Origin of the sequence: Micromonospora sp. NPDC000668 (assembly GCF_042897975.1) — a bacterium.
Taxonomy (GTDB): Bacteria; Actinomycetota; Actinomycetes; order Mycobacteriales; family Micromonosporaceae; genus Micromonospora.
On the sequence record NZ_JBIAYP010000004.1, the window covers coordinates 478,935 to 502,478 of the forward strand.

Consider the following 23,544-nt stretch of genomic DNA (forward strand, 5'->3'; position numbering starts at 1 on the left):
ACCGGCCGTGGGTGCACCGGCCCGGCAAATGCGACGCGTGGTCGCCTGTACGATGGCGCGTCGTGGCTGTGCCGGTGGTAGACCCTTCGCTGAATCCCGTGACCGACGTCGACCCGGCCGAGGCCGAACCGACGCGACGGCCCCGACGGCGCCCGGTCCGCGCCGACCTGTTGGCCCTCGGAGCCTATGTGCTGCTGGGCGTGTTCGTCTGCCTCAACTACTGGGGGGACGTGCAGGGCCGGGTCTCCTCCCACCTGCCCACCGACCACAGCTGGTTCGAGTGGCTGTTCGCGCACGGCGCGTACTCGGTGCAGCACCTGGAGAACCCGCTGTTCACGGCCCGTCAGAACGCCCCGGACGGGGTGAACATGATGGCCAACACCTCGCTGCTCGGGGTGACCCTGCCGTTGGCCCCGCTGACCATGCTGCTCGGTCCACAGGTGATGTACGCGCTCTACCTGGGCGGGGCGTTGGCGGCCACCGCCGGCACCTCGTACTGGATGCTCTCCCGGCATCTGGTGCGCTCCCGGGCCGCGGCCTTCGTCGGCGGCGCGTTCCTCGGCTTCGCGCCGGGGATCATCCACCACGCCAACGGCCAGCCGAACTTCGTGTCCAACTTCCTGCTGCCGCTGATCGTGGTGCGGGTGCTGCGGCTGGGTGAGCCGGGTCGGTGGCGGCGCAACGGGCTGGTGCTCGGGGTGCTGGTGGCGTACCAGATCTTCATCAACGAGGAGATGCTGCTGCTCACGGCGCTGGCCTGCCTGGTCGTCGTGCTGGCGTACGCCGTGCAGCGACCGGCGGCGGCACGGGCCGCAGCCGGCCCTTTCCTGGCCGCGCTCGGCGTCGGCGGCGGGCTGGCGTTGCTGCTCGCGGCGTACCCGATCTGGTTCCAGTTCAACGGCCCGCAGTCGTACCGCGGCCTCCAGGGCGGTGTCTTCCACAACTGGGGTGAGGACCTGGTCGCCTTCGTCACCTTCGCCCGGGACACCTGGGCCGGGGACCCGGCGGTGGAGAAGACGATCGGGCTGACCGAGCAGAACACCTGGTTCGGTTGGCCCTTGGTGCTGCTCTCGGTGGTGGCCCTGGTGCTGCTCGTGCGCCGGTCGCTGGCCGCCCGGATCGTCGCGGTGCTGATCGTGGTCTTCACCGTGGCCGCGATCGGGCCGACGGTGCGCTTCAACGGCGTGGAGACCGAGGTGCGCGGCCCGTGGTCGTACGTCCCGGACGACCTGCCACTGGTCGAGATGATGATGCCGACCCGGTTGAGCCTGGTGGTCGCCGCCGCGGTGGGCGTGCTGCTCGCGCTGACCTGGGACGCGGCGGCCCGTCAGGGCCGACCGCTGGCCGACCGACCCCGGGTGCCGGCACCGCGCGCCGGCGAGCCGAAGCCGGCGACGTCCGGTGAGTCGGCCGCGCCCGCGCCGTTCGCGTCGCGCCGGCGGTGGCTACGCCCGGTGGGGTACGCGGCGGTGGCCCTCGCCCTGCTGCCGCTCTTCCCCCGGCCGCTGCCGGCCCAGCCGATGGACCCGCCGCCGCACTTCATCACCGCCGGCGGCTGGCGGCCGTACGTGCCGGCGGGCCGGACCCTGGTGCCGGTGCCGATCCCCAGCAACGTGCACGGCCTGCCGACGCTGCGCTGGAGCGCGCTGACCGGGCAGGAGTTCCCCGTCCCGGGCGGCTACTTCATCGGCCCGAACGAGGTGGGTGAGGGGGTCTTCGGCGCGCCGAACCGGCCGACCAGCAGCCTCATCTACTCCACGATGGACACTGGCGTGGTGCCGGCGCTCACCGACGAGAACCGCCGTCAGGCCGTCGAGGACCTGCGGTTCTGGCGCGCGTCGGTGGTGGTGCTCGGGGCGCACCCGCGTGAGGCGGTGCTGCGCGACCTGGTCACCGCCCTGCTCGGGCCGCCGCAACGGGTCGACGACGTCTGGGTCTGGGACGTCCGCACGCTGGTGGGTTAGACGCGGTCCCGGACGTCCCACACCCACCCGCCGTCGACCGGTCGGCCCGGGCCGAGCAGCTCCTCGACGGTCCGGCGGACCGGGTCGCCGTGCGGCAACCGGCCGAGCACCACCAGCGCGGCCCGCCAGTGCCGCAGATCCTCCAGGGCCTGCCGGCGGTCGGTGTCGTTGAGCACCGGCACCGTGCCCGTCTCGGCCACCCGGCGCAGCAGGACGGCGGTCGGCCGGTCCGGCGCTCCCCAGCGGGCCGCCGGGTCGTCCGGGCCGCTCGGGCCGATGAAGTACCCGCCCGGCGCGCGGAACGCCAGCCCGGTGCGGGCTGACCAGAGCATCACGGGGCTGAGCGCGGCACCGGTGACCGGGGGTACCGCCACGATGGTCCGGCCCGGCGGCACCAGCGGGCGCCACCCTCCGTCGGCGACGAACCCCGGCACCGGCGCGACGGGCACCGCCCGGATCGGCGTCGGGACCAGGGGCAGCAGCGCGGCGGCCACCGCGCCGGTCCAGAGCAGCCGTACCGGCAGCCCCGGTGCGGCCGACGGCCCGCGCGCCGCCCGGACCCGGTCCAGGGAGAGCGCCACCAGCAGGCCCAGCACCGGCACACACACCAGCGCGAACCGGGCCGGCACCGCGAGGTCCAGCAACGGCAGCCCGGCGACCAGCCGGTACGGCCCCGGGATGCCGGTGGCCGTGCCGTCCACCCGCAGCTCGGTGCCGAGCGACAGCAGGGCGAAGATCAGGCCGCAGCCGGCCAGCGCACGGACCAGCGGTCGTCGCCACAGCCAGATCACGATCACCACGGCGAGCACCAGCAGCCCGGGGCCGAAGAACGAGTTCTCCTCGGTCGGGTTCGGCGAGAGCAGCCCCGGCAGCCAGTCGTCGCCGAGCACGGTCTGCCGCGCCGATGCCGTGAACGACGCCGCGTCCAACTGGAAGCCGTGCACGGCGAAGGCCATCCCGGAGTAGTGCTGCGGGCCGCGGAACTGGAACCACAGCGGGTACGCCAGCAGCGCCGCCGCCACCACGGCCGCCACCCCGAGCCGGCCGAGCAGTGCCGGTGCGAGCCGCCGGGCCGCCACCCGGTCGGCGAGCGCGTAGCCCAGCGCGAACACCCCGGCGGCGAGCGCCAGGAAGACCAGCACCTCCTCGCCGATGAAGACCTGCCAGGCGAGCAGCAGGCCGAGGCCGACGCCGGGCCGCCACACCCCGCCCGGACCCGGCCCGGGCCGGAACACCAGGGCGAGGATCGCCGGCACCAGGAACTGGGCGGCCATGTGCAGGTGCGCGCCGGCCTGGGCGATCATGCCGGGGGCGAAGCCGCAGATCAGCCCACCGACCGCCGCCGCGGACCGGGCGGTGACCAGGCGGCCGCGCAGCAGCGCGTACCAGGCCGTGGCGGTGCCGGCGAGGCAGCAGACGACCGCCACGCAGAACGCCGCCTGCGAGCCGAAGAACAGGGTGACCGGGGTCAGCGGAACACCCAGGCCGAGCACCGAGGTGTTCGCCATCAGGTTGACCCCGTCCGGCGCGTTCAACGCGGTGCTGTAGAGCGGGTTCTCCCCTTCGGTCACGGCGTGGGCCGCGTGGGCCAGCATCCACTCGAAGAGGACCTGGTCGCCCGCCTGGTGGAACAACCGCCCGGGGTGGCGCCACTGCCCGCTGGTCAGCAGCACGGCCAGAACCAGATAGCCGGCCACCACCAGCGCGTCCGGCAGCCACGCCCGCCGCGGCCGGTCTGGCGTCGCCGGGACCGTCGTCGCCGGGGACGCCGTCCCGGTGGTCATCAGACCGAGCGGTCGGTCAGTGTCCGGACGTCCCACACCCAGACGTCCAGCTCCTGGCGGCCGGGACCAACCAGATCCTCGACGGTACGCCGCAGCGGTTCGGCGTTCTGCTGCCGGACCGGCAGCACCAGGATCGCCGCCCGCCAGTGCCGCAGTTCGTCCGTGAAGCGACGGCGCTGCCGGTCGTCCAGCTTGGGCGTGCGCCCGGTGGTCGCCACCTCCTCCAGCACCTGACCCACCCCGCTCGGCCGGCCGCCGAACCGGCCAGGGTCACCGGTGTTGCCGTTGCGGGGGGCGAGGAAGTAGCCGCCGGGGATCTTGAAGTCGAGATTGGTGGCCGCCGCCCAGCGCATGCCGTGCGTGTTGCCCATGCTGGGCACCGGGATCGGCACCAGCGTCTGGTCCGGGCCGACGTACGCTCGCCAGCGGTCGGCGGTGATGAAGTCCGGCACCGGCGGCCGGGAGACCATCCGCAGCGGCATCGGGGCGATCGGCAGAAGCGCGAACGCCAGCCCGGCGACGGTCAGCTTCCGCACGGTGCGCCGGTCGGCCGGACGCAGCGCCCAGGCCCGCTCGACGGCGAGCGCGAGCAGCAGACCGACCACCACGCTGGTGATCAGACCGAACCGGGTCGGCACCACGGCGTCCAGCAGCGGCAGGTGCACCAGGAACTGCCAGGGCCCGGTGACCAGCTCCCGGTCCCACCAGGAGATCCGCTCACCGAGGGAGAGCACGGCGAAGAACACGCCGGTTGCCGCGAGCGCCCGGACGACCAGATTCCGCCGCAGCCAGACCACGACGCCGACGGCCAGCAGCGACAGGCTCCAACCGAAGAAGGCGTTCTCCTCGGAGTAGTTCGGCGACAGGTTGACGTTGGCCCGCTGGTTGCCACCGAGGGTGGGCGAGCCGGGGGCGAAGAAGGCGGCGATGTCGTTGCCGTAGTCCTGCACCGCGTCGCTGAGCCCGTGGTACGCCATCGGCCCGGCGAACTGCACGTACAGCGGGTACGCCAGCAGCGCCCCGGCCAGCAGCGCACAGGCTGCCAGGCCGGCGCCCAGCGGTCGCCACGCCGCCCGCCAGCGGGCTGGCTCCTGGACGAGCACCGCGAGCAGGAAGATCCCGCAGGCCATCGCCGTGAAGAGCAGGATCTCCTCGTTGATGAACGCCTGCGCGGTGACCAGCAGCGCCAGCAGCATCCCGTCGCGTACCGGCCGGCGGGACCGGGTGAGCACCAGCACCCGCCAGACGATGAACGGCAGCAGGAACTGGCTGATGATGTTCGGATGCCAACTGGCGTGCGAGAGCATCGCCGGGGAGAACCCGCAGAACCACGCGCCGGCCGCCGCCGCCAGCGGGGTACGCACCAGGTGCCGGGAGAGCATGACGTACCAGGCCATCGCGGTGCCGGCGAGGCCGAGCGTGACCAGCACCACGAAGGACACCGCAGGCCCGAAGAGCAGGGTCACCGGCACCATCGGGATGCCCAGCGCCAACACGGCCGTGTTGGCCATCAGGTTGACGCCGTCGGGGTAGTTGAACTGCTCGGTGTAGAACGGGTACTCCCCGTGCAGCACCACGCGTACCGAGTGGGCGAGGAAGAACTGCACCTGGGCCGGGTCACCGGTGTAGAGCGACGCCGCCCGCCCGGCGGGGTCCAGCCAGATCCGGCTGGTCACCCAGACCGCGGCGAGCAGGAACAACCCGCCCACGGCCAGGTCCTGCCGCCGCCGCGTCCACCGACGCCGCCACGTTCCGACGGTTGGCTCCGCTTGGTCGTCCGCCCCGGACTCAACAGGCACTGTGACCGGCGTTGCGGTCGGCGCTGCAGTCAGCGTGGCGGTCGGCGCGGAGGCCGGAGTGCGATGGCTCACTGTCTCGTCGGGGCCGGCCGCCGCCTCCGGGTGCGGCGCGGACAGGGCGCGGGACTCGGCAGGCGTCACAGTCGGCGGAGTCTACCCGAGGCTCGAAAGGGCACTAAAGCCCCGGTGAGGTCCATTGTGGTGGGTGGACCGGCGGCCACCGGAGGCGTCGCGTCGGACATCTCGTACTATGGCGCTTTCCGACAGCGACTGCGAGGCGATCGGAGGGCGGATCAGGTGATGCCAGGCCGCCGGTACGGCTGGACACTCGCCGTCCTGCTCGGTGCGCTGCTGGCCGGCACCGCGTGCGGTCCGGTCGCCGACCGGAAGCCACAAGACCTGCGGGTCGGCTATGACAGCCTGGACGGCTCGCTGGCGGTGTGGCCGCCCCGGGGTGACCTGGCCGCCGACGCCGCGGTGACGGCGGCCGTCACCGACGTGGTACGCGACTGGCGGTCGCCGGTCGACGACCGGGCGCACCTGCCCTCGTCCGGCATTCTCTTCTCCGGCCGGATCGACGGCACCCCGGTTGCCCTGGTCGCCGCCGACGTGCCCGGCGAGAGCGCCTCCTGGCTGCTGCAACTCACCCGCGACGGCGACCGGTACGCGGTGACCCGCGCCACCGAGTACACCGACCCCGGCTACCTGGTCTACTCCGACGTGCTGCCGGTGCAGACCGCTGGCGGCCGGCGCTACCTGGTGTCCGCCCGGGTGCAGAAGCTGCTCGGGCCGCAGGGCCGGGCGCTGACCGTCGCCGACGGCCTCAGCGCTCCGGTCGACGTGCCGGCCTGCACGGCGGTCCCGGTCACCGCGACCCTGCGGGCCACCGAGTCGCTGCCCCGGGGCCGAGCCGCCGACCGGCTGCTCGACCTGGGCACCGGCACCGCCGATCCGCGCTATCCGCTGGTGCGGGACGAGTCCGGCACCGGCCGGCGGGCGCTCACCGGCCTGGACACCTGTGTGCTGGCCGGCGACCGGGGTCCGTTCGGCAGCATTCCGCGCCGGATCGGCGACCGGGACGCACCGCGCTCGGTGCCGACGTCCTGGCCGATGGCGAAGCTCACGGTCCGCTCGCTCGGCGAGGTCGCCCTGGGCGGCGGCGAGGCCGCCGAGTTGCAGCAGCTCAGCTGGGACACCGATGCCGGCACGATGACCGCAGTGGTCTACCGCCCCGCGGACGGGAGCGCGCCGGTGGTCTCGCCGGCCGACCGGGCCACCCCTCTGCAGACGTACGAACTGCCGGTGCCCGGCCAGCCGCTGGTGGTACTCAGTTGGCGGGCCACCCGGGACAGCTCACTCTCCGTCCCGCCGGGCACCCCAGTGCTGGTCGAACGCCCCGGCCTGGTGGTCGTCCCCGAACCACCCCGCACCCAGACGTTCAGCCTCGCCGGCACCGACAAGACTCACTACCGCTCGATAACCCCCCGCTGATTACACGGCGACGGCGGGCGCCCCCGGAGGGGACGCCCGCCGTCGCGCAGGGGTCAGTTCTGGGCCGGGGCGTCGGTTGCGGTCAGCTGGACCGGGGTGCCGTCCAGGCCGGAGATCCAGCCGGTGACGTCACGGGCCACGTCCTGGGCGGTCAGGCGCAGGTCGGCGAGGATCTGCGCGCGGGTGCCGTGCGGGTGCCAGTCAGCCGGTACGCCCAGATCCCTGAGCGGCACGCGGACATCGGCGTCGCGCATCGCCTGGCCGAGCGCGTCGCCCACGCCACCGACCCGGACGCCGTCCTCGACGCTGACCACGAGCCGGTGACCGGCGGCCAACTCGACCAGCTCGGCCGGGATCGGGCGGACCCACCGGGGGTCGACCACGGTGACCCCGTAGCCCTGCTCGGCGACCCGGGCGGCCACCTCCATGCCCAGGTGGCCGAAGGAGCCGACGGCGACCAGCAGCACGTCGGTACGGGCCGACTCGGCCAGCACGTCGACCGGGCCGACCCGGCGCAGCGCCGGCAGGTCCGCGGCGACCGCGCCGGTCGGGAAGCGCACCACGGTCGGGCCGTCGTCGACAGCCACCGCCTCGCGCAGCTCCTCGCGCAGCGTGGCGGCGTCCCGAGGAGCGGCGATCCGGAGCCCGGGCACCACGCCGAAGACCGACATGTCCCAGATGCCGTAGTGGCTGGGGCCGTCCGGGCCGGTGATGCCGGCCCGGTCCAGCACGAAGGTCACCGGCAGCTTGTGCATCGCCACGTCCAGCAGGACCTGGTCGAAGGCGCGGTTGAGGAAGGTGGCGTAGACCGCGACCACCGGGTGCAGGCCGCCCAGCGCCAGCCCGGCCGCCGAGGTGGCGGCGTGCTGCTCGGCGATGCCCACGTCGTACACCCGCTCGGGGTACTTGCGGGCCAGCTTGGCGATGCCGGTCGGCTCGGCCATCGCGGCGGTGATGCCCACCACGTCCGGCCGCTCGTCGGCGACGGCCAGCAGCTCGTCGGCGAAGACGTGGGTCCACTTCACCGAGGGGGCGGCCAGCAGCGCGCCGGTCTCCACGTCGAAGGCGCTGCCGGGGCCGTGCAGGCAGTCCGCCTCGTCCTCCTCGGCCGGGCGGTAGCCGTAGCCCTTGCGGGTGACCGCGTGCACGATCACCGGGCCGCCGAAGTTCTTCGCCGCGCGCAGTGCCGACTCGACCGCCGCCACGTCGTGCCCGTCCACCGGGCCGACGTACTTGATGCCGAGGTCCTCGAACATGGCCTGCGGGGCGACCGCGTCCTTGATGCCCTTCTTGACCGCGTGCAGCACCTCGTACATCGGCCGGCCGACCAGCGGCGTGGAGCCGAGGGCGTCCTTGACCGTGTCGAGGACCTTCTCGTAGCCCGGGTTGAGCCGCAGCGAGGAGAGGTGGTCGGCCAGCCCGCCGATGGTCGGGGCGTACGAGCGACCGTTGTCGTTGACCACGATCACCAGCGGGTTGCCGGCGGTGGCGATGTTGTTCAGCGCCTCCCAGCACATGCCGCCGGTGAGCGCGCCGTCGCCGACCACGGCCACCACGCTGCGCGCCTCGCCCCGCAGGGCGTACGCCTTGGCCAGGCCGTCGGCGTAGGAGAGCGCGGTGGAGGCGTGCGAGTTCTCGATCAGGTCGTGCTCGCTCTCTGCCTGGCTGGGGTAGCCGGAGAGGCCACCGCGCTGGCGGAGCTTGTCGAAGCCGGCCTGCCGCCCGGTGAGGATCTTGTGCACGTACGACTGGTGGCCGGTGTCGAACAGGAGCCGGTCCCGGGGGGAGTCGAAGACGCGGTGCATGGCCAGCGTCAGCTCGACCACACCGAGGTTGGGACCGACGTGCCCGCCGGTACGGGAGACCTTGGCGATCAGGAAGTCCCGGATCTCGGCGGCGAGGACGTCCAGCTCCTCGCCGGACATCCGCTTGACGTCCTGCGGACCGCGCACCGTCGCCAGCAGCCGGCCGTGGTTGGCCGTGTCCTCTTCAACACTCATGACCGGAGAGTCTATCGGCCCTCCGGTACTCCGCAGCCCGGGCCGAGGCCGGTACACCCACGCCCGCCAGCTGAGCGCCTGGTCAGACCCCGGCCGGCCCGGCCCGCAGCGATCGGCCACGTGCCTGGTCAGGACCGGATTCGCAGCCGGCGCGGCGGGTCGGCCGGGGTGCCGGGGTACGCCGGCCCCGCCGGGGTCCAGGAGCCGAGCACCACACCCCGGGTGGCGCCGGTCACCGACGGGATCGACCCGGGTAGCCCGTGCCAGGACAGCCAGCCGAGCAACGCGAAGGCGTACGCCTCCTTGGCCTGCGCGGGCACACCCAGCTCCTCGGTGCCCCGCAGCCGCCACCGGCCGGCGCCCAGCGCCGCGAGCCGACCCAGCAGGGTGGGGTTGCGCACACCACCGCCCGCGGCGACCACCTCGACCACGTGGTGCCGGTCGCACTCGGCGGCCACCACCCGCGCGGTCAGTTCGGTCAGCGTGGCCAGCAGGTCGTCCACCGGCACCGGCTCGCCGAGCGCGGCCAGCCGCCGGTCCAGGTAGCCGGCGTGGAACAACTCCTTGCCGGTGGACTTCGGCGGCGCCGCCGCGTAGTACGGCTCGGCCAGCAGCTCGGCGAGCAGGCCCGGATGCACCCGGCCGGCCGCCGCGCGGGCGCCGTCGAGGTCACACGGTTGGTCCAGGAAGCGCCGGGCCGCCGCGTCCAGCAGGGCGTTGGCCGGGCCCACGTCGTACCCGAGCACCGGCGCCCCCGGCGCGACCACGGTGAGGTTGGCGATGCCGCCGAGGTTCAGCGCCGCGCGCGGTGCGGCGGCGCCGTCGGCCGGGTCCAGCAGCAACGCGTCGAAGGCCGGCACCAGCGGCGCGCCCTGCCCGCCGGCGGCGATGTCCGCCGAGCGCAGGTCGCTGAGCACCGGTACGCCCACCCGGGCGGCCACCCGGGCGACCGCGCCCAGTTGCAGGGTGCCCCGGGCCACCCCGTCGGCGACCCAGTGGAAGACCGTCTGCCCGGGTGAGACCACCACGTCGGCCCGCCCGCCGGCCAGCTCCAGGCCGACCGCCGCCGCCTCGGCGAAGACGTCGCCGAGTCGGTTGTCGAGCCGGCAGACCGCCTCGATGGTGGTGGCCGCCGGCGGCAGCAGCGCGGCGATCTCGGCGCGCAGCCGCTCGTCGTAGTCCAGGCCGCGGTGCCCCAGCGGAAGCAGCCACAGGGTGTCCCCCTCGGCCGTGAACTCCGCCGCCACCACGTCCACCCCGTCGTACGACGTTCCGGACATCAACCCGACGATCCGCATGGAGGACGGCTCCCCTGCTAGTGCCCGGCCGGCGGGAGGAGCAGCCCGACGCACTCGACGTGCTGGGTCATCGGGAACAGGTCGAAGCCGCGCAGCGCGGTCAGCCGCCAACCGAGCTCGGCGAACGTGCGCACGTCCCGGGCGAAGGCCGCCGGGTCGCAGGCCACGTACGCGATCGCCCGTGGGCCGGCGGCGGCCAGCGCGCGGACCACCGGGGCGCCGGCCCCGGCGCGCGGCGGGTCGAGCACCACCACGTCGACCGGGCCGGTGATCCGTCGGCGGGCCAGCGCGGTCTCCACCCGGGCCGACACCACCTCGACCCTGGGCAGGTCGGCCAGGTTCTCCCGGGCGGCGGCGACGCCCTGCGGCGCCGCCTCCACCAGGGTCACCCGGCCGGTCGCACCGACCCGGGCGGCCAGCCCGGCGGCGAACAGCCCGGCACCGCCGTAGAGGTCCCACGCCAGCTCACCCGGTCGCGGGTCGAGCAGTTCCAGCACGGCCGTGGACAGGGTGTCCGCCGCGGCCGGGTGCACCTGCCAGAAGGCGGAAGCGGGCAGCGTCCAGTCCCGCCCGGCGGCCACCTCGCGGACCAGGGTCGGCCCGCTCACCGGGCTGGCCACCCCGTCGCGGACCTCCGCGACGGTCACGTCCCCGCCACTGCTGGCGACGGTCTCCACCGCCTCGGCGGCCGGCCAGAGCGCGCCGGTCGGCGTGAGCACCGGCAGCTGCTGGATGGCGGGGTGGGCGATGCGGCAGCGGTCGATCGGCACCACCTCGTGCGAGCGGTGCTTGAGCAGGCCGGCCCGGTCCGCGGCGTCCACCGCGTAACGGACCCGGGAGCGCCAGCCCAGCAGCCCGCCGGGCAGCGCCTCGACCCGGACGCCGAGCTGGTCCAGCTCGGCGTCGGTCAGCCCGCCGAGGCGGACAAGCTGCTCGCGCACCACGGCGGCCTTCCACGCCAGCTGCGCGTCCGGGGCGACGTGTTGCAGGTCGCAGCCACCGCAGGCGCCCGGCTTCGCGTACGGGCAGGGCGGCTCGACCCGGTCCGGGGAGGCTTCCAGCACGGTGACCGCGTCGGCCCGGACGAACCCCCGGTGCACCTCGGTGACCTCGGCGATCACCCGTTCGCCGGGCAGCGCGTGCCGGACGAAGACCACCTGCCCGTCCACCCGGGCCACGCAGTGCCCGCCGGGGGCGATCGCGTCAACGGTCAGCTCGACCAGCTCCGCCTCGGCCAGCCCACTCTTCGGCGGCGGAGGTGTCACGGCCCGCACGTCCGGCTCAGTCACGGCCGGTCCCGACCGGCCCGCTGTCGACCGGCCCGCTGTCGACCGGTCCGCTGTCGACCGGTCCGCTCTCGCCTGCCGGCGCGGAGACCACCGGCGGCAGGGTGCCGCGCGGGGCCACCCGTGGGCCGCGCGCCGGGGTCCGGGACAGCGTGGCGTCCAACCGGTCCAGGTTCTTGCTCGCGGTCGAGGCGAGCTGCCACGGAACGCTGACCACCATCACCCCCGGTTCGAAGAGCAGGCGGCCCTTGAGGCGCAGCGCGCTCTGGTTGTGCAGCAGGTTCTCCCACCAGCGTCCGACCACGTACTCCGGGATGAAGACGGTGACCACGTCCCGGGGTGACTTGCGGCGGGTGGAGGCGACGAAGTCCAGAATCGGCCGGGTGATCTCCCGGTACGGCGAGTCGATCACGGTGAGCGGGATGGCCATCTCCCGCCGCTCCCACTCGGCCTGCAGGTCCCGGGTGTCCTTGTCGTCCACGTTGACCGTCACCGCGGTCAACGTGTCCGGCCGGGTGGCCCGGGCGTACGCGATGGCCCGCAGGGTCGGCTGGTGCAGCTTGCTGACCAGCACGATCGCGTGGTTACGGGCGGGCAGCACGGCACGACCCTCGTCCGGCGGGGTCAACTCCTGGGCGACCCGGTCGTAGTGCCGGCGGATGCCCAGCATCAACACGTAGATCACCGCCATCGCGGCGATCGCGATCCAGGCGCCGAGCAGGAACTTGGTGACCAGCACGATCACCAGCACCGTGCCGGTCAGGCCCATGCCGAACGTGTTGATGGCCCGGGACCGGTGCATCCGGCGGCGCGCCTCGGGATCCCGCTCGGTCCGCAGGTGCCGGTTCCAGTGCCGGATCATGCCGGCCTGGGAGACGGTGAACGAGACGAAGACCCCGACGATGTAGAGCTGGATGAGCCGGGTCACCTCGGCCTGGAAGCCGACGATCAGCACGATCGCGAAGACGGCGAGGAAGACGATGCCGTTGGAGAACGCCAGCCGGTCGCCCCGGGTGTGGAACTGCCGGGGCAGGTAACGGTCCTGCGCGAGGATCGAGCCGAGCACCGGGAAGCCGTTGAACGCGGTGTTCGCGGCCAGGAACAGGATCAGGGCGGTCACCCCGGCCACCACGTAGAGCAGGATCGACCCGGAGCCGAAGACCGTCTCGCCGAGCTGGGTGGTGACGGTCTTCTGCACGTACCCCTCGGGGCCGGAGACGATCTGGAGGGCCGGGTCCTCGACGAACTGCAGGTGGGTCAGCCGGGCCAGCCAGATGATCCCGACCAGCATGCTCACCGAGATGGTGCCGAGCAGCAGCAGGGTGGTGGCGGCGTTGCGGCTCTTCGGCGCCTTGAACGCCGGCACCCCGTTGGAGATCGCCTCGACTCCGGTGAGCGCGGCGGCGCCCGAGCTGAACGTCCGCAGCAGCAGGAAGATCAGCGCGAAACCGGTCACGCTGTGCTCGGCCTGGATCACCAGATCGGCGCTCGGCGCGCGGAGTTCGTCGCCCAGTACGAAGACCCGGACCAGCCCGGTGAGCAGCATCCCGCCCATCACGATCACGAAGCCGTAGGTGGGGATGGCGAACGCGGTGCCCGATTCGCGCAGGCCGCGCAGGTTCACCGCGCTCAGCAGCACCACCGCCGCCACCGCGATCATGACCTTGTGGGTGGCCACGAACGGCACCACCGAGCCGAGGTTGGCCACGCCGGAGGAGACCGACACCGCCACCGTGAGCACGTAGTCGACCAGCAGGGCGCTGGCCACGCCGACGCCGAACTTCGGGCCGAGGTTGACCGTGGCCACCTCGTAGTCCCCGCCACCGGAGGGGTAGGCATGCACGTTCTGCCGGTAGCTGGCGACCACGGTCAGCATGACCACGACCACCGCCAGCGCGATCCACGGCGAGAAGACGTACGCGGAGGCTCCGGCGATGGAGAGGGTCAGAAGGATCTCGTCAGGCGCGTACGCGACGCTGGACAGCGCGTCGGAAGCGAACACGGGCAGCGCGATGCGCTTCGGCAGGAGGGTGTGCTGCAGCCGGTCGGACCGGAACGGTCGACCGACGAGCAGCCGCTTCAGCAGCGAGGTGGGACTGGCCACGAACGCCAAGACTACGACCACCACGGCAAGAGTGCGGGGGTGGGCGATCACGGCTGGCCGAGGCCACGGGGTACGGTCGGTCCCCGCTGTCGACCCGGACGTGGCAGGCTCGCACCGAAGGCCACCGGAAGCGGGAGCGGTACGCACCTTGGGAGGGACAGCGTGCACGTCGTGATCATGGGATGTGGCCGGGTCGGGTCGACCCTCGCCCACAGCCTGGAGTCCCGGGGGCACTCGGTGGCGGTGATCGACCAGGACGCCGACGCCTTCCGTCGGCTCGGCCCCGACTTCGCCGGGATCACGGTGACCGGGGCGGGCTTCGACGGCGACGTCCTGCGGCAGGCCGGCATCGAGCGGGCGGACGCCTTCGCGGCCGTGTCCAGCGGAGACAACTCCAACATCATCTCCGCCCGGCTGGCCCGGGAGACGTTCGGCGTGTCCCGGGTCGCGGCACGTATCTACGATCAGCGCCGGGCGCAGGTCTACGAGCGGCTGGGCATCCCCACCGTGGCGACCGTGCGCTGGACGGCCGACCGGATGCTGCGGCACCTGGTGCCGGAGGGCAACGTGGAGATCTTCCGCGACCCCACGAGCACGGTGTCGATCGTCGAGGTCCCGTTGCACAAGGACTGGATCGGCCGGCCGGTACGCACGCTGGAGGAGGCGACCGGGGCACGGGTGGCCTACCTGATCCGCTTCGGCATCGGCACGCTGCCCACCGCCTCCACCGTCGTGCAGGAGGGTGACCAGGTCTTCATGCTGGTCAGCGACGACATCGTGGCGACGGTCACGTCGGTGGCGGCGACACCGCCGGAAGGGGGGCACTGAGCCATGCGGATCGCCATCGCGGGCGCCGGCAACGTGGGTCGCTCGATCGCCCAGGAGTTGATCGAGAACGGCCACCAGGTGATGCTGATCGAGCGCCAGCCGAAGATGCTGCGCCCGGAGCGGGTGCCGTCCGCCGAGTGGGTGCTGGCCGACGCCTGCGAGCTGGCCAGCCTGGAGGAGGCCAACGTCGCCGGCTGCGACGTGGTGGTCGCGGCGACCGGCGACGACAAGGTCAACCTGGTGGTGTCGCTGCTCGCCAAGACCGAGTTCGCGGTGCCCCGCGTGGTCGCCCGGGTCAACCGGGCCGAGAACGAGTGGCTGTTCACCGAGCAGTGGGGCGTGGACGTCGCGGTGAGCAAGCCGCGGGTGATGGCCGCGCTGGTCGAGGAGGCGGTCACCGTCGGCGACCTGGTCCGGCTGATGACCTTCCGGCAGGGCGAGGCGAACCTGGTCGAGATCACGCTGCCGCCGACCGCGCCGTACGTCGGTCAGCCGATCCACGCCGTGCCGCTGCCCCGCGACGCCGCTCTGGTGGCGATCCTGCGCGGCAAGCGGGTCCTGGTGCCCAGCCCGGACGACCCGATCGAGGCCGGCGACGAGTTGGTCTTCGTCTGCACCGCCGAGGTGGAGGACCAGGTCCGCGCGGTGATCCTCGGGCCGGACAGCGTCGAACGGACCCGCGGCTCACGCTGAGCCGCGGGGGGCGCTCAGGCGCCGGGCAGCGGGGTCGGTTGCGGCTCCCGGGTGACCCGGCGCACCGTCCAGACCGTGATCAACAGCAGCAGCGCGTACGGCGGGTAGCCCAGCGCCAGCCGGGCCACGCCCAGCGCGGTGTCCTGATGGGCGAGGTAGAGCCCGGCCTGCACGCCCACCTTGGCCAGCCACACCACGCCCCAGAGCACGGTCAGCTGGGTGAAGGTACGCACCAGCTTCGGGTCGTCCCGCCACTCCGCGCGACCCTTGGCCACCAGCACCGACCAGATCCAGCCCACCAGCGGCTGCCGGATGGCCGCCGAGATCAGCAGGGCGATGCCGTAGCCGATGCCGTAGAGGATGCCGGGAAGGTAGAAATCCCGTTCGTCGCCGGTACGCCAGGCGATGGCAGCACCGATGCCGACGCCGAAGAGCCCGTTGACCGCGTGCCGGATCGGCCGGCGCTGGGCCAGCCGCAGCCCGGCGATCAGCAACGCGACGGCCATCGAGGCGATCACCGCGGGCCGCAGCTCGCCGATGATGTTGGCGACCACGAAGACCACCACCGGGATGCTGGACTCGACCAGCCCCCGCCAGCCGCCGAGCTGGTCGGCCATCTGCTCGGCGATCGTGGGTAGTCGCTCGTCGTCCGGAGGGCCGGTCTCCGGCTGTGCCGCCCGGTGCTGTCCCGTGGTCATCGCCGACCTTCCGTCCGCAGCGCCGTCACTTCGGCGAGTCCAGCTCGTAGTACGGGTTGTAGATGACCTTGCGGTCGTCGCGCATCGCCACCCGGCCGCGTGCGGTCAGGTGCCGCCCCGGCTCGATCCCGGCGATGTGCCGCCGGCCCAGCCAGACCAGGGTGACCACGTCGCTGCCGTCGTACAGGTCGGCTTCCAGGGTGGGCAGGTTGGTCCGCGGCGTGTAGACCACGGTGCGCAGCCGGCCGGCGACCGAGACCACCTGGCCCCGGGAGCACTGCTGGGCCGGGACGCTGCCGCACTCGGCGCTCTCCCGACGCAGCTCCTGCGCGTCGATCTCGGCCTCGCTGGCGGTGAACCTTTGCAGGATGCGCCGCAGCGACACCCTGCTCTCGTCGGTCGTCATGACCTCCGCGTCACCCTCTCCACGCTCACCGTCCCCGGCTGGCACCGGCGACGCCGGAACCGTCCCGCCAGCGTACGCCGACGGGGCCGGTTCCGGCGGGCCGGTGCGCGTGGATCAGACCTGGCGGGGCTCGGCGGCGGAGGCGCCCTCGGCCTCGGCTCCGGCCTGGTCGGCGATCTCCTGGGGCAGGCGCAGCGGCAGCGGCTCGCGGACCGGCTTCGCCTCCTGGCCCCGGTCGACCACCAGGCCGTCCAGGCACTCGGCGAGCGGACCGGCACTGGCCGGGTCGGTGGCCACCGGGCCCTGGAACACGCCGCGGACCATCCAGCGCGGCCCGTCGACCCCGACGAACCGCAGGTTCGTCGGGCCGTCCGGGGTGCTCACCTGAGCGTGCAGCTCGGGGCCGTACTCGCCGTCGACCTCCTGGGCGGTGGCACCGTCGCGGAGCAGCGACTGGCGGATCTCCTCGCGCACCTCGTCCCAGATCCCCTCGGACCGGGGGGCGGCGAAGACGCCGAGCTGCAGCGCGTTCTCCCCGTGCACCAGCACCACCTGCTGGATCACGCCCTGCGGGTCGGCCTGCACCCGCACCTCCACCTCGGCGATCGCCGGGATGCGCAGGCTGCCCAGGTCGAGGCGCTGTACGTCGTCGTTGACCTCGGAGACGTCGTACGGGCCGCGTTCCAGCGCCGGCGTCGACTCCTCGACCCCCTGGCCGCCGACCTCGGTGGTCCGCTCGTCGCGGGTGTGCCGTCCGGCACCGGCCCGCTTTCGGGAGAAGATCACTGCGCCCACCCTCCGCTGTTCACACTCACCCTGCCACCTCTTCCGTCCACCCTCGGCCCGGCTCGTCCCGCCGCTGCTCGACCCGGTCCTGACCCGCTGGCGACGGCACCAGCCCGGCGTGCCCGCCGGTGGAGCCGTGCCCGCCGGTGCCGCGTCGGGACCCGGGCAGCTCGGCCACCGGCTCGAACCGCGCCCGTGCGACCCGCTGGACCACGAGCTGGGCGATCCGGTCGCCCCGGGAGATCTTCGCCGGCGTTTCCCGATCATGATTGATCAGGTTGACCAGGATCTCACCCCGGTAGCCGGCGTCGACCGTACCGGGCGCGTTGAGCACCGTCACGCCGAGCCTGGCCGCCAGACCGGAGCGGGGATGGACCAGGCCCACATACCCCTCCGGCAGTGCGATGGCCACGCCGGTGGGCACCAGAGCACGGCCGCCGGGCGGCAGCTCCACGTCCGCGGCCGCCACCAGGTCGGCCCCGGCGTCGCCGGGATGGGAGTACGCGGGCAGCGGCAGCTCGGCATCGAGCAGGCGTACGGGCACGGGTACGACGTCGGTCACGGGTCCCCTCTTCGTCCGGTTCATCGGGTGACCCTGCCATCCTGCCGGTTACCCGGGCCGCCGTGCGCCGTACCCTCGCAGGAGTGAGCATGTCGCCCTCTCCGTCCACCGATCAGTCGCCGGTCGCGGCCCGCACGGCCTACGCCGAACGGCTGGATCTGCCCTGGTGGCTGTGGCTGGTCGGGCTCCTGGCCGCCGCGCTGCTGGCTGTCGAGATCTGGATGGGCGCCAGCGGCGTCCGCACCTGGCTGCCGTTCGCGGTGCTGCTGCCGGCCGCCGCGGCCGGGCTGTGGTGGCTGGGCCGGATCCGGGTCGCGGTCGCCGACTCCGAGCTACGGGTGGACGACGCCCGGCTGCCGGTGCGCTTCGTGGCCGACGTGGTGCCGCTGGACGCGGCCGGCCGCCGTGAGGTGCTCGGCGTGGGCGCGGACCCGCTCGCCTTCGTGGTGCAGCGGCCGTGGATCGGCGGCGCCGTGCAGGTGGTGCTCGACGACCCGGCCGATCCGACCCCGTTCTGGGTGGTGAGCACCCGGCATCCGGTGGAGCTGGCCGAGGCGCTGCTGACCGCGCGGGACGCCCGATCGCCCGTCGACCACCCGGCCGGCGAGCCGGGCTGACCGCACCGGCGGCAGCGGCTTCCACCAGCGCCGACGTGCGTGGCCCGCTCAGGTGCCGGTAGGCGGGCCCGGGAGGGCCTGCGGCGGGGCCGGACGGGCGATGCCACGCCGGCGCAGGTCGGCCTGGAGCTGGTCGGCCATCTGCCGGGTGGCCCGGCGGTTGAGGAAGCTGGCCACCGCGGCGCCGGTGAGGAACGGCCCGAGCGTGGTGAGGTTGCGCCCGAAGCGCCGGAGCAGCGTGTCCCGCAGCTCCTTGCGGGCGGCCGTGCCGAGCACCGCGCCAACCCCCACGCCGGGCACCATCGGATTGACCCCGCGTTGGGTGGCCCAGGAGTGCACCAGGGCGACCGTCCGCTGGTTGCCGCTGTCCGCCAGCGGCACGCCGTAGACCTCGTGCAGCTCACCGACCAGCTTCAGCTCCACCGCCACCACGGCGACCGTCTCGGCGGCGAGCAGCACCGGCGCGGAGAGCAGGGTCGGGGCGACCGTCCACTCGACGGCGGCGACTCCCCCGCCGGCCGCGCCGACCGCGGCGGTGGTCCGGGCCGCGTTGCGGATCAACCGCTCGGCCAGGGCGTCGTCATCCAACCCGGGGAAGTGCTGACGCAGGGTGGCCAGGTCACGCACCGGTATGTGCGGGGCGATCTCGGCGACGGTGTCGACCATCCAGCGCACGGCGGCGCGGGGCTTGAACAGGTCGGCGATCCCACGGACGCGGGCCTGCCCGACCATCCGGGTGAGCAGTTGACGGCGCTGGGCGGGCTCGATGTCGTCCGCGGTCAACGCCGCGACCGTGGCGCCGAGGTCGTCCGCGCCGCCGCCGGTGGTGGTGTCGCCTCGATCGCTCATGGGTCGAACCTCCCGGTGCTCTGGCTACCCGCTACGAGTCAAGCAGGTACCCACAGGTGCCGCACGCCTACACCGGCAGCGGCGGCCCCGATCAGGAGGCCGCCGCTGGTGTCGTGAGTGTCAGACGCACTCGCGGCAGATCAGCTCGCCGTTACGCTCGACCGCCAGCTGGCTGCGGTGGTGTACCAGGAAGCAGCGGGCGCACCGGAACTCGTCCTGCTGCATCGGTAGCACCTTGACCGTGAGCTCCTCGTCGGCCAGATCGGCACCGGGCAGCTCGAAGCTCTCGGCTACCTCGGCCTCGTCGACGTCCACCGCGCCGGACTGCGAGTCGACGCGCCGGGCCTTGAGCTCTTCCAGGCTGTCCTCGCCGAGGTCGACCTCGTCGCGACGCGGGGCGTCGTAGTCGGTGGCCATCGGTTTCACTCTCCCATATCGATGTTGTCGCTTCCGGTTGTAACGCCGGACGACGCTGTTTCGGTTCCGCTGGCCGGCCACCAGTTGTGTCGGGCACCCGACCCGGGGACCGAACGGGTCGAGCCCGCTGGGGCGACTCCCCTGCGAGCGCGGAACCTTACCCCCCCTTTGGGCGAGGCATGTATACCGCCCTCGTGGCTGAGATGTACGCCCCTGCACGCGAAGTTGTTCCCAATGTGATTCAGGCGACACGAAGATAGGGGTAGTAGTACCCGGTTCGCGGTCGGCGCGCCGGCATGTCGGACTGTTTCCACGCGACGGCCGGACAACCGTTAACCTCAGCGGCGTATTCGACGGCCGGCGGGTCACTGCGATCGTTGGCGGCCGCCGCCACCCACCTGAGGTCCCGGGAGCGCCCAGATGAGTTTTGCGCGAGTGCGAGCACTCGTCGTCGTCGGCCTGCTCGGGGTGCTGGCCCTGGCTTTCGTGGTCACTGCCCTGATCCGCGACACGCAGGGCACGGCGGGCACGGCCAAGGGTTGCCCGGATGGCTGGCCACTGGCCGACGTCACCCTGCGCGAAACCAAGGACGTCAAGATCAACGTGTTGAACGCGACTGACGAGGCCGGCCGGGCCGGCAGCGTCGCGGACGACTTCCGCAACCGCAAGTTCCAGGTCCAGAAGGTCGGCAACGCGCCCAAGGGGATCGACGAGGTGGCCGTGCTCCAGTACGGCCCCGAGGGCGTCGGCTCCGCTCACCTGCTGCAGGCGTACTTCCTCAACAACGCCGAACCAGCCTACGACGAGAAGCGCAAGGGCGACACGGTCGACGTGGTGCTGGGCAACCGCTTCCAGCAGCTCGCCACGACCACCGAGGTGAACCAGTCCCTCGGTGACCTGGGCGCCCCGGTGGCGCCCAAGGGCTCCTGCCCGGCCCCAGTCAAGAAGAAGTGATCGCGTACGTCGGCGGGCGCTGACCCGTCCACCACCACGCGCCCGTCCGCCACCACGCGCCCGTCCACCACCACGCGCCCGTCCATCACCGCGCGCCCGGCGTCCCCGCCGGCCGGCACCGGGGCCCTGGCGCGCCGTGCGTCCGGGTACCCGGTCAGGGGCCGCCGGCGGCGTCCAGGGCGGCCAGCCGGTCGTGCAGCGGCGCGAAGAGCGCCGCCGGGGCCGCGACCACCAGGTCCGGGCCGGGCGGGCGACCGTCCAGGCCGCTGACCCGCACGCCCGCCTCGGCGGCCACCAGGCCGCCGGCCGCCAGGTCCCAGGCGGCGAGGCCCTTCTCGAAGTACGCGTCCAACCGCCCCTCCGCGACCAGGCAGAGGTCCAGCGCGGCGGCACCGAGCCGGCGGATGTCCCGCACGTGGGCGATCAGCCCAGCCACCACCCGGGCCTGGTGCGCCCGGCGGCCGGCGTCGTAGCCGAAGCCGGTGCCGACCAGCGCCTGCCCGAGGTCGGTCTCGCCGGAGCAGCGCAACCGGACGCCGTCGCGCCAGGCGCCGCCGCCGGCCGTGGCGGTCCACTCCTCGCCGGTGTTCACGTTGCGCACCACACCGGCGACCACCACCCCGTCCACCTCGGCGGCGAGCGACACGGCGCTGTACGGCAGCCCGTAGAGGTAGTTGACGGTGCCGTCGATCGGATCGATGATCCATCGCACGCCGCCCGGACCGACCGGCCCGGTGTCCCCCGTGCCGTACTCCTCGCCGAGCACCGCGTCACCCGGCCGCCGCCGGTGCAGCGCGTCGAGCACCTGCCGCTCCACCGCCCGGTCCGCCGCGGTGACCACGTCGGTTACCGTGCTCTTGGTCGCCGCAACCGAAACACCCTCGACCCGCATCCGGTACGCGGTGGCCGCGGCGTCCCGCGCCACGTCGAGCGCGATCGCCAACAATTCCTGCGCTGACGGCACCGAACGGTCCATCCCAGGTCCCCTTCCCGCACGACCGGGGCGTTCCGGGCCACGCGCGAGTATCATCCTTACAAAGTCCACATCTGCGCCGAATTGGCGGTCCCCAACCGCCGTTACGCCGTGCGGCGCAGGATGATCGCCGCAGACGGCGTTACAATTCACCCCTGCCCACGCGTCACGGACCGCCGACCACCGGCCGGCCCGTGACACGGGGGCCCCTCAACCACATCGCCCGGCCTGTTGCCCCACGCTGTGCCGGACGACCCGGCCGTACCCGCTCTTCGCCTCCGGAAGGTCATTCGTGACAGAACCCCGCCAGACCGGCGCCGACGTTCGCTCGCTCACCGACACCCTGATCGCCCACGCGCAGAGCGCCGGTGGTCAGCTCACGTCGGCCCAGCTCGCGCGCACCGTCGAGTCCGCCGAGGTGACTCCGGCCCAGGCCAAGAAGATTCTGCGGGCGCTCTCCGAGGCGGGAGTGACCGTGGTGGTGGACGGCTCGGCGAGCACCCGCCGCCGGGTCGCCGCGGCCCGCTCGACCACGCCGGCGTCCCGGGCCACCACCGCCAAGACCACCAAGAAGGCCGTCGCGCCGGCGCCGAAGCAGGCGCCCGCCGCAGACGAGGCGCCATCGGCGCCGGCTCCGCGGAAGGTGGCCGCGCGCAAGGCCACCGGCGGCACCGCCGAGGTCGCCGCAGCGGCGGCGACGCCGGCGAAGGCGACCAGGTCGACCCGGGCCACCAAGGCGACGGTCGCCGCGGCCGCTGGCGCCAAGCCGGCCAAGGCCGGCGGCAAGGCCAAGGGCGAGGGCGCCGAGGGTGAGATCGACCCGGAGGAGCTCGCCGCCACGATCGAGGACGTGGTCGTCGAGGAGCCGGCCGAGCTGGCCCAGGCCGCCGAGACCGACGCCGCCGCCTCGGCCACCGACAACGACTTCGAGTGGGACGACGAGGAGTCCGAGGCGCTCAAGCAGGCCCGGCGGGACGCCGAGCTGACCGCCTCCGCCGACTCGGTCCGTGCGTACCTCAAGCAGATCGGCAAGGTCCCGCTGCTCAACGCCGAGCAGGAGGTGGAGCTGGCCAAGCGGATCGAGGCCGGGCTCTACGCCGCCGAGCGGCTGCGCGCGGCCGACGAGGGCGAGGAGAAGCTCAGCCGCGAGATGGTCCGCGACCTGGGCTGGATCTCCCGCGACGGTGAGCGGGCCAAGAACCACCTGCTGGAGGCGAACCTCCGCCTGGTGGTCTCGCTGGCCAAGCGGTACACGGGGCGCGGGATGGCTTTCCTCGACCTGATCCAGGAGGGCAACCTCGGCCTGATCCGCGCGGTGGAGAAGTTCGACTACACCAAGGGCTACAAGTTCTCCACCTACGCCACCTGGTGGATCCGGCAGGCGATCACCCGCGCGATGGCCGACCAGGCCCGCACCATCCGCATCCCGGTGCACATGGTCGAGGTCATCAACAAGCTCGGCCGCATACAGCGCGAGCTGCTCCAGGATCTGGGCCGCGAGCCCACTCCGGAGGAGCTGGCCAAAGAGATGGACATCACACCGGAGAAGGTGCTGGAGATCCAGCAGTACGCCCGGGAGCCCATCTCGCTGGACCAGACCATCGGCGACGAGGGCGACAGCCAGCTCGGTGACTTCATCGAGGATTCCGAGGCCGTGGTCGCGGTCGACGCCGTCTCGTTCTCGCTCCTGCAGGACCAGCTCCAGCAGGTGCTGCAGACGCTCTCCGAGCGTGAGGCGGGTGTGGTGCGTTTGCGCTTCGGCCTGACCGACGGCCAGCCGCGGACGCTGGACGAGATCGGCCAGGTCTACGGGGTGACCCGGGAGCGGATCCGGCAGATCGAGTCCAAGACGATGTCCAAACTGCGTCACCCGTCCCGGTCGCAGGTCCTCCGGGATTACCTGGACTGAGCAGGTTTCGTCAACCGAACGTGTCGTTTTGACCACCTGGTGTGCAACGCCAGATGGTGATCGTCCGGATGCACGAATGTGATCGTTGACGTGGCACCCTGGGTGCACGGCACACTGTCCCTGCCA

General features: G+C 73.1%; 20 protein-coding genes. 7 read left to right on the forward strand and 13 right to left on the reverse strand.

Features of this window, described 5'->3' with window-relative positions; genetic code table 11:
• Positions 1-98 precede the first annotated feature (98 nt).
• The gene (locus ACFY29_RS23020; RefSeq protein ID WP_386989428.1) at positions 99-1,964 is read left to right on the forward strand and encodes a hypothetical protein; all 1,866 of its coding nucleotides are present in this window, start codon (positions 99-101) and stop codon (positions 1,962-1,964) included.
• Here the strand turns inward: ACFY29_RS23020 and ACFY29_RS23025 are convergent.
• Positions 1,961-3,748: a hypothetical protein gene (locus tag ACFY29_RS23025; protein ID WP_386989431.1), complete on the reverse strand. Its 1,788-nt coding sequence runs from the start codon at positions 3,746-3,748 to the stop codon at positions 1,961-1,963. The two genes, ACFY29_RS23020 and ACFY29_RS23025, sit on opposite strands and share 4 nt — an antisense overlap.
• Positions 3,748-5,547, reverse strand: a complete 1,800-nt coding sequence (locus ACFY29_RS23030; protein WP_386989919.1) for a hypothetical protein — start codon at positions 5,545-5,547, stop codon at positions 3,748-3,750. Before ACFY29_RS23030 ends, ACFY29_RS23025 begins: the two co-directional genes overlap by 1 nt.
• Positions 5,548-5,844: 297 nt before the next feature.
• On the opposite strand from ACFY29_RS23030, the gene ACFY29_RS23035 reads away from it, so the two are divergent.
• Positions 5,845-7,038 (forward strand): hypothetical protein, encoded by a 1,194-nt coding sequence (locus ACFY29_RS23035; protein ID WP_386989432.1) that lies wholly within the window; start codon positions 5,845-5,847, stop codon positions 7,036-7,038.
• Positions 7,039-7,091: 53 nt separating this feature from the next.
• On the opposite strand, the gene dxs is transcribed toward ACFY29_RS23035, so the two are convergent.
• From dxs to ACFY29_RS23055, 4 genes are all read right to left on the reverse strand, one after another.
• Positions 7,092-9,038 carry a 1-deoxy-D-xylulose-5-phosphate synthase gene (dxs, locus tag ACFY29_RS23040; RefSeq protein WP_328424913.1) on the reverse strand — a complete coding sequence of 649 codons (1,947 nt, stop codon included), beginning with the start codon at positions 9,036-9,038 and terminating at the stop codon, positions 7,092-7,094.
• A gap of 128 nt (positions 9,039-9,166) precedes the next feature.
• On the reverse strand, positions 9,167-10,336 hold the full coding sequence (locus ACFY29_RS23045; protein WP_386989435.1) for an anhydro-N-acetylmuramic acid kinase: 1,170 nt from the start codon (positions 10,334-10,336) through the stop codon (positions 9,167-9,169).
• A 17-nt stretch (positions 10,337-10,353) separates the two neighbouring features.
• Positions 10,354-11,625 carry a class I SAM-dependent RNA methyltransferase gene (locus ACFY29_RS23050; protein ID WP_386989438.1) on the reverse strand — a complete coding sequence of 424 codons (1,272 nt, stop codon included), beginning with the start codon at positions 11,623-11,625 and terminating at the stop codon, positions 10,354-10,356.
• Positions 11,618-13,726 (reverse strand): APC family permease, encoded by a 2,109-nt coding sequence (locus ACFY29_RS23055; protein WP_386989921.1) that lies wholly within the window; start codon positions 13,724-13,726, stop codon positions 11,618-11,620. The genes ACFY29_RS23050 and ACFY29_RS23055 overlap by 8 nt, the downstream gene beginning before the upstream one ends.
• Positions 13,727-13,888: 162 nt before the next feature.
• On the opposite strand from ACFY29_RS23055, the gene ACFY29_RS23060 reads away from it, so the two are divergent.
• Together ACFY29_RS23060 and ACFY29_RS23065 are read left to right on the forward strand one after the other, a co-directional pair.
• The gene (locus ACFY29_RS23060; RefSeq protein WP_386989441.1) at positions 13,889-14,554 is read left to right on the forward strand and encodes a potassium channel family protein; all 666 of its coding nucleotides are present in this window, start codon (positions 13,889-13,891) and stop codon (positions 14,552-14,554) included.
• 3 nt (positions 14,555-14,557) lie between these two features.
• On the forward strand, positions 14,558-15,247 hold the full coding sequence (locus tag ACFY29_RS23065) for a TrkA family potassium uptake protein (protein WP_328424903.1): 690 nt from the start codon (positions 14,558-14,560) through the stop codon (positions 15,245-15,247).
• A 14-nt stretch (positions 15,248-15,261) separates the two neighbouring features.
• Here ACFY29_RS23065 and ACFY29_RS23070 read toward each other — a convergent pair whose 3' ends face one another.
• From ACFY29_RS23070 to dut, 4 genes are all read right to left on the reverse strand, one after another.
• On the reverse strand, positions 15,262-15,945 hold the full coding sequence (locus ACFY29_RS23070; protein ID WP_355608407.1) for a DUF3159 domain-containing protein: 684 nt from the start codon (positions 15,943-15,945) through the stop codon (positions 15,262-15,264).
• Positions 15,946-15,970: 25 nt separating this feature from the next.
• Entirely contained in the window at positions 15,971-16,351 is a 381-nt protein-coding gene (locus ACFY29_RS23075; protein ID WP_328424899.1) for an OB-fold nucleic acid binding domain-containing protein, read from the reverse strand.
• 114 nt (positions 16,352-16,465) lie between these two features.
• On the reverse strand, positions 16,466-17,137 hold the full coding sequence (locus tag ACFY29_RS23080; RefSeq protein ID WP_355608404.1) for a DUF3710 domain-containing protein: 672 nt from the start codon (positions 17,135-17,137) through the stop codon (positions 16,466-16,468).
• Between the two features lie 25 nt (positions 17,138-17,162).
• Positions 17,163-17,699: a dUTP diphosphatase gene (dut, locus tag ACFY29_RS23085; protein WP_355608402.1), complete on the reverse strand. Its 537-nt coding sequence runs from the start codon at positions 17,697-17,699 to the stop codon at positions 17,163-17,165.
• Positions 17,700-17,782: 83 nt separating this feature from the next.
• On the opposite strand from dut, the gene ACFY29_RS23090 reads away from it, so the two are divergent.
• Positions 17,783-18,316, forward strand: coding sequence for a DUF3093 domain-containing protein (locus tag ACFY29_RS23090; protein WP_386989446.1), 534 nt, complete (start codon positions 17,783-17,785; stop codon positions 18,314-18,316).
• Between the two features lie 48 nt (positions 18,317-18,364).
• Here ACFY29_RS23090 and ACFY29_RS23095 read toward each other — a convergent pair whose 3' ends face one another.
• Together ACFY29_RS23095 and ACFY29_RS23100 are read right to left on the reverse strand one after the other, a co-directional pair.
• On the reverse strand, positions 18,365-19,165 hold the full coding sequence (locus ACFY29_RS23095; RefSeq protein WP_328424891.1) for a hypothetical protein: 801 nt from the start codon (positions 19,163-19,165) through the stop codon (positions 18,365-18,367).
• Between the two features lie 120 nt (positions 19,166-19,285).
• Positions 19,286-19,582 (reverse strand): DUF4193 domain-containing protein, encoded by a 297-nt coding sequence (locus tag ACFY29_RS23100; RefSeq protein ID WP_007075406.1) that lies wholly within the window; start codon positions 19,580-19,582, stop codon positions 19,286-19,288.
• A gap of 435 nt (positions 19,583-20,017) precedes the next feature.
• Here ACFY29_RS23100 and ACFY29_RS23105 point away from each other — a divergent pair, with 435 nt between their 5' ends.
• The gene (locus tag ACFY29_RS23105) at positions 20,018-20,536 is read left to right on the forward strand and encodes a LytR C-terminal domain-containing protein (RefSeq protein WP_355608497.1); all 519 of its coding nucleotides are present in this window, start codon (positions 20,018-20,020) and stop codon (positions 20,534-20,536) included.
• 154 nt (positions 20,537-20,690) lie between these two features.
• Here the strand turns inward: ACFY29_RS23105 and ACFY29_RS23110 are convergent, their stop codons facing one another.
• Positions 20,691-21,512 (reverse strand): inositol monophosphatase family protein, encoded by an 822-nt coding sequence (locus ACFY29_RS23110; protein WP_386989449.1) that lies wholly within the window; start codon positions 21,510-21,512, stop codon positions 20,691-20,693.
• A 289-nt stretch (positions 21,513-21,801) separates the two neighbouring features.
• Here ACFY29_RS23110 and ACFY29_RS23115 point away from each other — a divergent pair, with 289 nt between their 5' ends.
• Positions 21,802-23,418: an RNA polymerase sigma factor gene (locus ACFY29_RS23115; protein ID WP_386989452.1), complete on the forward strand. Its 1,617-nt coding sequence runs from the start codon at positions 21,802-21,804 to the stop codon at positions 23,416-23,418.
• The last annotated feature ends 126 nt before the right edge of the window (positions 23,419-23,544 follow it).

Excerpts from the sequence above, each read along its gene's own strand:
- ACFY29_RS23110 (WP_386989449.1), bottom strand. The coding sequence starts at position 21,512 with ATGGACCGTTCGGTGCCGTCAGCGCAGGAATTGTTGGCGATCGCGCTC.
- ACFY29_RS23100 (WP_007075406.1), bottom strand. The coding sequence starts at position 19,582 with ATGGCCACCGACTACGACGCCCCGCGTCGCGACGAGGTCGACCTCGGC.
- ACFY29_RS23095 (WP_328424891.1), bottom strand. The coding sequence starts at position 19,165 with ATGAGCGATCGAGGCGACACCACCACCGGCGGCGGCGCGGACGACCTC.
- ACFY29_RS23025 (WP_386989431.1), bottom strand. The coding sequence starts at position 3,748 with ATGACCACCGGGACGGCGTCCCCGGCGACGACGGTCCCGGCGACGCCA.
- ACFY29_RS23045 (WP_386989435.1), bottom strand. The coding sequence starts at position 10,336 with ATGCGGATCGTCGGGTTGATGTCCGGAACGTCGTACGACGGGGTGGAC.
- ACFY29_RS23070 (WP_355608407.1), bottom strand. The coding sequence starts at position 15,945 with ATGACCACGGGACAGCACCGGGCGGCACAGCCGGAGACCGGCCCTCCG.
- dxs (WP_328424913.1), bottom strand. The coding sequence starts at position 9,038 with ATGAGTGTTGAAGAGGACACGGCCAACCACGGCCGGCTGCTGGCGACG.
- ACFY29_RS23075 (WP_328424899.1), bottom strand. The coding sequence starts at position 16,351 with ATGACGACCGACGAGAGCAGGGTGTCGCTGCGGCGCATCCTGCAAAGG.
- ACFY29_RS23065 (WP_328424903.1), top strand. The coding sequence starts at position 14,558 with ATGCGGATCGCCATCGCGGGCGCCGGCAACGTGGGTCGCTCGATCGCC.